The following is a 10,127-nucleotide window of genomic DNA, read 5'->3' on the forward strand; positions in this document are numbered from 1 at the left end:
CCATCGTGGCGAAGGTGAACATCAAGCCACTCGAGGACAAGATTCTCGTGCAGGCCAACGAGGCCGAGACCACGACCGCGTCCGGTCTGGTCATTCCTGATACCGCCAAGGAGAAGCCGCAGGAAGGCACCGTCGTCGCCGTCGGCCCGGGCCGCTGGGACGAAGACGGCGAAAAGCGCATCCCGCTGGACGTGTCCGAGGGTGACACCGTCATCTACAGCAAGTACGGCGGCACCGAGATCAAGTACAACGGCGAGGAGTACCTGATCCTGTCGGCGCGCGACGTGCTGGCTGTCGTATCCAAGTAACCCGCGTTCCGCCCCGGCGATCCCCGTGTGAAGCACGGGTGATTTCCGGGGCGGCATGCGTCAGTAGCCGAGAAGGAGCCTGATGAGCAAGCTCATTGAGTACGACGAGGACGCGCGTCGTGCCATCGAGGCGGGCGTGAACGCGCTCGCCGACGCGGTCCGGGTCACCCTGGGGCCGCGCGGCCGGCACGTGGTGCTGGCCAAGTCCTGGGGCGGTCCCACGGTCACCAACGACGGCGTCACCGTCGCGCGCGAGATCGACCTGGAGGACCCGTTCGAAAACCTCGGCGCCCAACTGGTGAAGTCGGTGGCCACCAAGACCAACGACGTCGCCGGTGATGGCACGACCACCGCAACGGTGCTGGCCCAGGCGCTGGTCAAGGGCGGTCTGCGCCTGGTCGCCGCCGGGGTCAACGCGATGGAGCTCGGCGCGGGCATCGGCAAGGCCGCCGACGCGGTGTCCGAGGCCCTGGTGGCCTCGGCGACTCCGGTGTCCGGCAAGGAGGCGATCGCTCAGGTGGCGACGGTTTCCTCGCGCGACGCGCAGATCGGCGAGCTGGTCGGCGAGGCGATGCACAAGGTCGGCACCGACGGCGTCGTCAGCGTCGAGGAGTCCTCGACGATGAACACCGAGCTGGAGTTCACCGAGGGTGTCGGCTTCGACAAGGGCTACCTGTCGGCGTACTTCGTGACCGACTTCGACGCCCAGCAGGCCGTGCTCGAGGACCCGCTGATCCTGTTGCACCAGGAGAAGATCAGCTCGCTGCCCGACCTGCTGCCCATGCTGGAGAAGGTCGCCGAAGCGGGCAAGCCGTTGGTCATCATCGCCGAGGACATCGAGGGCGAGGCACTGGCGACGCTGGTGGTCAACTCGATCCGCAAGACGCTGAAGGCCGTCGCGGTCAAGTCGCCGTTCTTCGGCGACCGGCGCAAGGCGTTCATGGAGGACCTGGCGATCGTCACGGGCGGCCAGGTGGTCAACCCCGACGCCGGCCTGCTGCTGCGCGAGGTCGGGGTCGAGGTCCTGGGCTCGGCCCGCCGGGTCGTGGTCGGCAAGGACGACACCATCATCGTCGACGGCGGCGGGTCCGCTGAGGCGGTGGCCGCCCGCATCAAGCAGCTGCGCGCCGAGGCCGAGGCGAGTGACTCCGACTGGGATCGCGAGAAGCTGCAGGAGCGGCTGGCCAAGCTGGCCGGCGGGGTCGCCGTGCTCAAGGTCGGGGCCGCCACCGAGACGGCGCTCAAAGAGCGCAAGGAAAGCGTCGAGGACGCCGTCGCGGCGGCCAAGGCGGCCGTCGAGGAGGGCATCGTGGCCGGCGGTGGCACGGCGCTCATCGGGGCCCGCAAGGCGCTCGACGACCTGCGGGCGTCGCTGACCGGCGACCAGGCGACGGGGGTCGATGTCTTCTCCGACGCCCTGGCCGCACCGCTGTACTGGATCGCCGACAACGCCGGGCTCGACGGCGCGGTCGTGGTCAACAAGGTCAGCGAGCTGCCCGCGGGGCACGGCCTGAACGCCGCCACGCTGCGCTACGGCGACCTGATCGCCGACGGCGTCATCGACCCGGTCAAGGTCACCCGGTCGGCGGTGCTCAACGCCGCGTCGGTGGCCCGGATGGTGCTCACCACCGAGACCGCGGTTGTCGACAAGCCCGCCGAGGAGGAGGGCGACGGCCACGGTCACGGACATGGCCACGGCCACGGGCATCACCACCACCACTAAAGCGAGCAATGCGGATGCGCCCCCGGCTGATGTCGGGGGCGCTTTCGTATTCAGTTCGGCGGGCGTCATCACCGCTGAGTTGCATCCCACGGAGTCGGCTCCGATCCGAGCGGCCGGGGGTGTTCCTTTTCGGCGCTGCGACTGTCCCGCTCGGTGTACACATGAGTGCGCATAGTCTGCGCGACCTGCGGGGCAGCCTGGGAGCTGTGGTGCGGGCGGTGGCCGCGACCGGCGAAGAAGCCATCATCACCGACAGTGGCACCGAAGTCGCGGTGATCATCAGCCTGGCCGACTACGAGCGGTTGCACGAGCACGCCGATGTCGTCGACGCGCTTCGGATGCGCGAGCTGTGGGCACACTCGTTTCGGGCGCTGCCTCTGGCGGAGATGCTCGATGAGCTCGGTGTCGACGCCGACGCGTTCGCGGCCCGATGAAGATCTCGTTTCACCCGGACGTACTCAGACAGTCACAGCGGCTCCCACGTGCCGAGTCGGAAGCCGCGCTGCAGGTCGTCGTGGGTTTGTCCCCTGATCCGCGACCCGTAAACGTGAAGAAACTGGTTGGAGTCAGCGTGATTGGCGTGAGCGCTTCGGACAATACCGGGTGGTGTACTCCACCGACGATGCCGTCGGCGAAGTGACGGTGTTCAACATGGCCAAGCGCAGGGACGCTTATCGGTGAGACTTTGGCGTCAGCTCGGGCGACCGGTGCTAGCGTCCGAGCAGCGCCGGGGCGACGAGTGAGGTCAAGCGATGGAAGAACCGCTGCTGCTGCAACACCGCGACGAGCGCGGCGTCGTCACGCTGACGCTGAACCGCCCGCACGCGTTCAACGCGCTGTCGGAGGCGATGCTCGCGGCGCTCGGTGAGGCCGTCGGCGCGCTCGGCGAAGACGAAGCGGTGCGTGCCGTCGTCCTCGCGGCTTCCGGCACGGCCTTCTGCGCCGGCCACGACCTGAAGGAGATGCGCTCCGAGCCGTCGCTCGAGTACTACCAGCGGCTGTTCGCGCAGTGCACGGCGGTGATGCTGGCCTTCCAGCGCCTGCCCGTGCCGGTGATCGCGCGTGTCCACGGTCTGGCGACCGCCGCGGGCTGCCAGCTCGTCGCGATGTGCGACCTCGCGGTGGCCGGCCGCGACGCGCGCTTCGCGGTCGGCGGCATCAACGTCGGGCTCTTCTGCGCGACACCGGGGGTGGCGCTGTCGCGCAACCTGTCCCGCAAAGCCGCCTTCGAGATGCTGGTCACCGGCGAGTTCGTGTCGGCCGAGGAGGCGCGGGTGCTGGGGCTGGTCAACAAGGTGGCGGCCCCCGAGGCGCTGGACGACGTGGTCGAGGCGCTGGTGGCGCGGGTGGTCGCCAAGCCGCGCGTCGCCGTCGCCATGGGCAAGGCCCTCTTCTACCGCCAGATCGAAGCCGGAATCGAGTCCGCCTACGAGGACGCGGGCGCGACGATGGCCGCCAACATGATGGATCCCTGCGCGCTCGAGGGCGTCCAGGCCTTCATCGAGAAGCGCCCGCCCCGCTGGAACGGGTGAGGGCCGCGCCGCAGTCCGCGGCCGCCGGGCTCAGGACAACTCAGGCCGATCGGCGAATGCCCCGCCCGCGGCCGATGTCCCCCTTGAGCAGCAGGTCGCGCTCGGACTCCGACAGGCCACCCCAGACGCCATAGGGCTCAGCGACGTCGAGGGCGTGGGAACGGCACTGCTGGATCACCGGGCACTGCCGGCACATTTCCTTGGCGCGCTGCTCGCGCTGCGTGCGTGCGCGTCCGCGCTCACCGTCGGGGTGAAAGAACATCGACGAGTCAACGCCGCGGCACAGGCCCTGGAGTTGCCAGTTCCAGATGTCGGCGTTGGGCCCGGGTAGCTGATCAGGCTGTGGCATTGGCTTGTTCCCTCTCTGCACGGCACGCCAGTTGAGGTCGAGTTCCAGAAGCGTCCGAGAAGTGTCCGAAAAGCTGTGGTGCAACTGAAATGAAGCGGCGTCACCGATGACAACCCGTCACCGGTAGACGTTAGGGGGGACCGCGAATTTCCGTCAATAGCCACTTAGGACGGCAAAATATGTAAGCGTTGGAGCATATTTTACTCTGCGTTCATCTATGCCGCATTCCCCGACGGGAAGGGGTGCTACCAGGCAATTGGCCGAATCGAGATCGTCCCAGCTCAGTGCCGGGAGGGCGGCGCCGGGCAATTAGCCATGGCGCGTTTGCGATTAACATTTCGGTAACACAACCCGCACGAACTGTTTACTACTATGCCGGTGATTGAGACTTATCACACTTCCGGGGTCGACGAGGAGTTGGCCGCCGCCGCGTTCGGCGGCGAGCCGGGCCGCTGGCCGTTGCCGACGGCGAGCACCGCGCAGCAGTTGTGGCTGCGGGCGGTGGCGGCCGGTGGGCAGGGCCGATACGGCAGCGCCTGTCGCGATCTGGCCCAGTTGCGGCGCGGCCGTGCGCCGGGGCGCCTGCTCTCGCTGGCCCACAGCACGCAGGGATCGTTCCTGCGCCAGCTGGGATGGCACACCGTGGCGCGGGGCTGGGACGGTCGGGCCCTGGCCCTGGCGGGCGCGGACCCCGAGGCGCGCGCCGACGCGCTGACCGGGCTCGCTGCCGACGCGCTGGGCGTCGGGCGCCTGGCCGCCGCGGCGGCGTTGCTGGCCCGCGTGGACGAGGTGCTGGAACCGGGGCCGGTGATGCCCGACCGGCTTGCCGTGCGCCGACGGTGGGTGGCCGCCGAGCTGGCGATGGCCGGCGGTCACGGCGACATCGCCGTCCGCCACGCCGGCGAGGCCGTCGAACTGTCCCGGGCGATGGCGGTCGCCTCGGCGCGGCACCGGGTCAAGAGCGACGTCGTCCTGGCGGCCGCCCTGTGCAGCGCCGGTGCCACCGACAAGGCCCGCGCCGTGGCCGACACCGCGCTGGACGAGACCGCCCGGCTGGGGCTGACGCCACTGCGATGGGCCCTGGCATGCTTGCTGATCGATATCGGGAGCGTCACGTTTGCGGCACGGAATTTGGCCGAAATTCGCGGTATCTGCGCAGGTCAGGTGCGACGCGCCGGTGGAACCTGGCATACCGATTGAACGGCCCTCCGCCCGTTATTGTCATTGCGTAGGTAAGCCCCGGGATGTGTCCGGTCCGTAACGTTGGAGATACCGCCGTCGATGACAATTCAAGGGGAACGTCTCGACGCCGCGGTGGCCGAGGCCGCAGCGGGGGACCGGAAGGCTCTACGGGAGGTGCTGGAGACCATCCGTCCGATAGTGGTGCGATATTGCCGGGCGCGAGTCGGCACGGTCGAGCGAGGTGGTCTGTCAGCCGATGACGTGGCTCAGGAGGTGTGCTTGGCCACCATTACGGCGCTGCCCCGCTACCGCGAACGGGGCCGGCCCTTTCTGGCCTTCCTCTACGGGATCGCCGCCCACAAGGTCGCCGACGCCCATCGCGCGGCGGGCCGCGATCTCACCTACCCGGCCGAAACGGTTCCCGAACGCTGGTCGGCCGAGGCGGGTCCGGAGCAGCGGGCCATCGAGGCCGACTCGGTGAGCCGGATGAGCGAGTTGCTGGAGATCCTGCCCGCCAAACAGCGCGAGATCCTGATCCTCCGCGTCGTCGTCGGCCTGTCCGCGGAGGAGACCGCCGCGGCCGTCGGCAGCACCACGGGCGCGGTGCGGGTGGCCCAGCACCGTGCTCTGATGCGCCTCAAATCCGAAATCGTTGCGGCAGGTGACTATGCGTGAGTTTGGACGTGCCCTCGGCGACCAGCCGGGAATGGACGAGTTCGCCCGTACCGATGTGCTGCTCGACGCGCTCGCCGAACGCCTCCCGGTCGATCTGCAGGATCGCGACGACCCCGACGACGCGGCGCTGGCCCAACTGCTGGAGGACTGGCGCGACAACTTGCGGTGGCCGCCGGCCAGCGCGCTGGTGTCGCCGGAGGAGGCCGTCGAGGCGCTGCGCGCCGGGATCGCGGAACGCCGGCGCAGCCGGCGGGGCCTGGCCGCGATCGGGTCGGTCGCCGCGACGCTGCTGGCGCTCAGCGGGTTCGGGGCCCTGGTGGCCGAGGCGCGCCCCGGGGACGCCCTCTACGGCCTGCATGCGATGGTCTTCGACGAGCCCCGGGTCAACGACGACCAGATCACGTTGTCCGCCAAGGCGGAGCTGGCCAAGGTCCAGGAAATGATCAACCAGGGCCAGTGGGACCAGGCGCACACGCAGCTGGCCGAGGTCAGCACCGCGGTGCAGTCGATGAACGACAACGCCAGCCGGCACGACCTGATGGACCAGGTCAACCTGCTCGACACGAAGGTCCGCTCGCGCGACCCGAACGCGACGCTGCCTCCCGCGTCCGGAGGGCCCGGGGTTACGGCGCCGGTGTCCCAGCCGCCGGACGTCTCGATGCCTCCGCCGCCGGAACAGGGATCGAGTCCCGCGCCCACGCCGTTCCCCGGGGGTCATCGCCGCCATGGCCAGACCGCCGTGCCCGCACCGGAGGCGCCGGACGGCGCCCCCTAGCCGGGGCGCGACTCGGTGCGGCCGACTCAGTGCAGCCGGGGGTATCCGTCGGCGTCCGAGGTCGCCTCGTTGAGCGAAGCGTCGGCGTACCCACGGCAGTAATCCCAAGTCACGTAGGAGTCCGGCTCGGGGTCGTAGGCCGGCTCGTGCGGGCGGACGGTGCCGTCGATCAGCAGTTGCAGCAGGTTGGCCCGCAACATGTCCCAGTCGTGGTAATGGTCTTGCTGGCACTCGTCGCAGCACACCACGAGCCCGCGAATCCCCTTGTGCGCCAACAGCGCCTCGTAGACCGCCAGGTCCGCCAGGTCGGCCTCGACCGCAATGCGCTCCTGCTGGTCGAGCGGCTGACCCGGCTCTACGGCATCGAGAGCCGCCGACGGATCACAGGGGTCGTCGGCGAACGGGTCGGGCGGCAAACCCGGGGGGAGGTGGTTGCGCACCCCTCTAGGGTACGCACGCCCCCGACGGGAACGCCAGCAGGTAAACGCGCGCCGTCTCCGCGGCGATTCGGCGGTCCGTCCGCGGCGCGCATCGTCACCGGCGGGGGGCGAGCCGATAGGATGGGTGTCTCACTTCGCATGCGTATGGAGGCCTCACCGATGTCCCGTGGCATGTCCCACCTGGAAGACAGTTCCGACCTGGTTGCGAGCCCTTACCTGCGCGGCGGCCTGACGGAGGACTCGGTGCCGACCGGGGGCGACAATCCCAACAAGGTAGCCATGTTGGGTCTGACGTTCGATGACGTCCTGTTGCTGCCGGCGGCGTCCGACGTGGTGCCCGCCACCGCGGACACCGCCAGCCAGCTCACCAAGAAGATCAGGCTCAAGGTGCCGCTGGTCAGCTCGGCGATGGACACCGTGACGGAGTCGCGGATGGCCATCGCGATGGCGCGCGCCGGAGGGATGGGTGTGCTGCACCGCAACCTGCCCGTCGCCGAACAGGCGGGCCAGGTGGAGACGGTGAAGCGGTCCGAGGCGGGCATGGTCACCGACCCGGTCACCTGCCGCCCGGACAACACGCTGGCCCAGGTCGACGCGATGTGCGCTCGTTTCCGGATCTCCGGCCTGCCGGTGGTCGACGACGCCGGCGCGCTGGTCGGCATCATCACCAACCGCGACATGCGGTTCGAGGTCGACCAGAGCAAGCAGGTCGCCGAGGTGATGACCAAGGCCCCGCTGATCACGGCGCAGGAGGGCGTCAGCGCCGATGCCGCACTGGGCCTGTTGCGCCGCAACAAGATCGAGAAGCTGCCCGTCGTCGACGGGCACGGCCGGCTGACCGGGCTGATCACCGTCAAGGACTTCGTCAAGACCGAACAACACCCGCTGGCCACCAAGGATCGGGACGGCCGGCTGCTGGTGGGCGCCGCGGTCGGAGTCGGCGGCGATGCCTGGGTGCGCGCGATGATGCTGGTCGACGCCGGGGTCGACGTGCTGATCGTCGACACCGCGCACGCCCACAACAGGCTGGTGCTCGACATGGTCGGCAAGCTCAAGGCCGAGGTCGGCGATCGGGTCGAGGTGATCGGCGGCAACGTGGCCACCCGCGCGGCGGCTGCCGCGCTGGTCGAGGCCGGCGCCGACGCGGTGAAGGTCGGGGTGGGTCCGGGATCGATCTGCACGACGCGGGTGGTGGCCGGTGTCGGCGCGCCGCAGATCACGGCGATCTTGGAAGCTGTGGCGGCCTGTCGTCCTTCGGGCGTGCCGGTGATCGCCGACGGGGGCCTGCAGTACTCCGGTGATATCGCCAAGGCCCTGGCCGCCGGCGCGTCGACGGCCATGCTGGGATCGCTGCTGGCCGGCACCGCCGAGGCGCCCGGTGAGCTGATCTTCGTCAACGGCAAGCAGTTCAAGAGCTACCGCGGCATGGGATCGCTGGGCGCCATGCAGGGCAGGGGCGGGACCGGCGGTGGGGGTCGGTCCTATTCCAAGGACCGCTACTTCGCCGACGACGCGCTCTCGGAGGACAAGTTGGTACCCGAGGGGATCGAGGGCCGGGTGCCGTTCCGCGGTCCGTTGTCGTCGGTGATCCACCAGCTGACCGGCGGGCTGCGCGCCGCCATGGGCTACACCGGATCGCCCACCATCGAGGCGCTGCAGCAGGCGCAGTTCGTCCGGATCACCGCCGCCGGCCTCCGCGAAAGCCACCCGCACGACGTCGCGATGACCGTCGAAGCGCCGAACTACTATGCCCGCTGAGCCCGGCATGGTCGAGATCGGGATGGGCCGCATCGCCCGCCGCACCTATGAGCTCAGCGAAGTCAGCATCGTGCCGTCGCGACGCACCCGTTCGTCGAAGGACGTGTCGACGGCCTGGCAGCTCGACGCCTACCGGTTCGAGATCCCGGTGCTGGCCCACCCGACCGATGCCCTGGTGTCGCCGGAGTTCGCCATCGAACTCGGCCGGCTCGGCGGGCTGGCCATCCTCAACGGCGAAGGCCTGATCGGGCGGCACGCCGACGTGCAGGCCAAGATCGCCCAGCTCGTCGAGGCCGCCGAGAAGGAGCCCGAACCCTCGGCGGCGGTGCGTCTGCTACAGGAACTGCACGCGGCACCGCTGGACCCGGAGTTGCTGGCTTCGGCGGTGGCGCGCATCCGGGAGGCGGGCGTCACCACCGCGGTGCGGGTCAGCCCGCAGAACGCGCAGTGGCTGACGCCGGTGCTGGTCGCGGCCGGCATCGACCTGCTGGTCATCCAGGGCACTATCGTCTCGGCCGAGCGGGTGGCCAGCGACGGCGAGCCGCTGAACCTGAAGACCTTCATCTCCGAGCTCGACGTGCCCGTGGTCGCCGGCGGCGTGCAGGACCACCGCACCGCGTTGCACCTGATGCGCACCGGCGCGGCCGGCGTCATCGTCGGCTACGGCTCCACCCGGGGCGTGACGACCACCGACGAGGTGCTGGGGATCAGCGTGCCGATGGCCACCGCGATCGCCGACGCCGCCGCCGCACGCCGCGAATACCTCGACGAGACCGGCGGTCGGTACGTGCACGTGCTGGCCGACGGCGACATCCACACCTCCGGTGAGCTGGCCAAGGCGATCGCCTGCGGCGCCGACGCGGCGGTGTTGGGCACCCCGCTCGCCGAGTGCGCCGAGGCGCTCGGCGATGGGTGGTTCTGGCCGGCGGCGGCCGCGCACCCGTCGCTGCCGCGCGGGGCGCTGCTGCAGATCGCCGCCGGCGAGCGCCCGCCGATGGAACGCGTTCTGGGCGGGCCGTCCGACGATCCGTTCGGCAGCCTCAACCTGGTCGGTGGCCTGCGCCGGTCGATGGCCAAGGCCGGATACTGCGACCTCAAGGAATTCCAGAAGGTCGGTCTGACCGTCGGCTCTTGACGGCACGCCGCGTGAACAGCGGATGAACCCGGCATGTTAAGGCTCTGAGAGGGTCGAAACTTGCGCTGCCGCAGCCGATAACGGGCGGAATACTGATCGCGTATTCGACTGCGTCGGAGGTTGGATGAGTTATCTGGTATTTGCGCCCGAGGTCAATTTCGGGCTCTATTGACATGAATGTGGGTGGCCCCTGGTGTGGTATGGGAGTTCGAGGGTGACCGGTCCGCAAGCCAGGAGGATGAGAGCGAGG

11 protein-coding genes are annotated in these 10,127 nt (G+C 69.5%); 9 read left to right on the top strand and 2 right to left on the bottom strand.

Annotation, left to right across the window (positions count from 1 at the left end):
* Positions 1-5: 5 nt before the first annotated feature.
* The 4 genes from groES to AC2VOR_RS07540 all read left to right on the top strand — a co-directional run bounded on the left by groES (position 6) and on the right by AC2VOR_RS07540 (position 3,563).
* Positions 6-308, top strand: a complete 303-nt coding sequence (groES, locus tag AC2VOR_RS07525) for a co-chaperone GroES (protein ID WP_007167930.1) — start codon at positions 6-8, stop codon at positions 306-308.
* An 82-nt stretch (positions 309-390) separates the two neighbouring features.
* A complete protein-coding gene (groL, locus tag AC2VOR_RS07530; RefSeq protein ID WP_369740337.1) occupies positions 391-2,031 on the top strand; it encodes a chaperonin GroEL in 1,641 nt (546 codons plus the stop codon).
* Between the two features lie 161 nt (positions 2,032-2,192).
* Positions 2,193-2,465 carry a type II toxin-antitoxin system Phd/YefM family antitoxin gene (locus AC2VOR_RS07535; protein WP_369740335.1) on the top strand — a complete coding sequence of 91 codons (273 nt, stop codon included), beginning with the start codon at positions 2,193-2,195 and terminating at the stop codon, positions 2,463-2,465.
* 318 nt (positions 2,466-2,783) lie between these two features.
* Complete coding sequence (locus tag AC2VOR_RS07540) at positions 2,784-3,563, top strand: enoyl-CoA hydratase (RefSeq protein WP_369740333.1); 780 nt, start codon at positions 2,784-2,786, stop codon at positions 3,561-3,563.
* Positions 3,564-3,603: 40 nt separating this feature from the next.
* Here the strand turns inward: AC2VOR_RS07540 and AC2VOR_RS07545 are convergent, their stop codons facing one another.
* On the bottom strand, positions 3,604-3,912 hold the full coding sequence (locus AC2VOR_RS07545) for a WhiB family transcriptional regulator (protein ID WP_369740331.1): 309 nt from the start codon (positions 3,910-3,912) through the stop codon (positions 3,604-3,606).
* 378 nt (positions 3,913-4,290) lie between these two features.
* Here AC2VOR_RS07545 and AC2VOR_RS07550 point away from each other — a divergent pair, with 378 nt between their 5' ends.
* From AC2VOR_RS07550 to AC2VOR_RS07560, 3 genes are all read left to right on the top strand, one after another.
* Complete coding sequence (locus AC2VOR_RS07550) at positions 4,291-5,112, top strand: hypothetical protein (RefSeq protein WP_369740329.1); 822 nt, start codon at positions 4,291-4,293, stop codon at positions 5,110-5,112.
* 81 nt (positions 5,113-5,193) lie between these two features.
* A complete protein-coding gene (locus AC2VOR_RS07555; protein ID WP_369740327.1) occupies positions 5,194-5,769 on the top strand; it encodes a sigma-70 family RNA polymerase sigma factor in 576 nt (191 codons plus the stop codon).
* Positions 5,762-6,544, top strand: coding sequence for an anti-sigma-D factor RsdA (locus tag AC2VOR_RS07560; protein ID WP_369740325.1), 783 nt, complete (start codon positions 5,762-5,764; stop codon positions 6,542-6,544). Before AC2VOR_RS07555 ends, AC2VOR_RS07560 begins: the two co-directional genes overlap by 8 nt.
* Positions 6,545-6,570: 26 nt before the next feature.
* On the opposite strand, the gene AC2VOR_RS07565 is transcribed toward AC2VOR_RS07560, so the two are convergent.
* On the bottom strand, positions 6,571-6,984 hold the full coding sequence (locus AC2VOR_RS07565) for a DUF5319 domain-containing protein (protein ID WP_369740324.1): 414 nt from the start codon (positions 6,982-6,984) through the stop codon (positions 6,571-6,573).
* A 159-nt stretch (positions 6,985-7,143) separates the two neighbouring features.
* On the opposite strand from AC2VOR_RS07565, the gene guaB reads away from it, so the two are divergent.
* Together guaB and AC2VOR_RS07575 are read left to right on the top strand one after the other, a co-directional pair.
* Complete coding sequence (gene guaB / locus AC2VOR_RS07570) at positions 7,144-8,742, top strand: IMP dehydrogenase (protein ID WP_369740322.1); 1,599 nt, start codon at positions 7,144-7,146, stop codon at positions 8,740-8,742.
* Positions 8,743-8,749: 7 nt separating this feature from the next.
* Positions 8,750-9,877 (top strand): GuaB3 family IMP dehydrogenase-related protein, encoded by a 1,128-nt coding sequence (locus AC2VOR_RS07575; RefSeq protein ID WP_486963513.1) that lies wholly within the window; start codon positions 8,750-8,752, stop codon positions 9,875-9,877.
* The last annotated feature ends 250 nt before the right edge of the window (positions 9,878-10,127 follow it).

This window comes from Mycobacterium sp. TH-M103 (genome assembly GCF_057473785.1).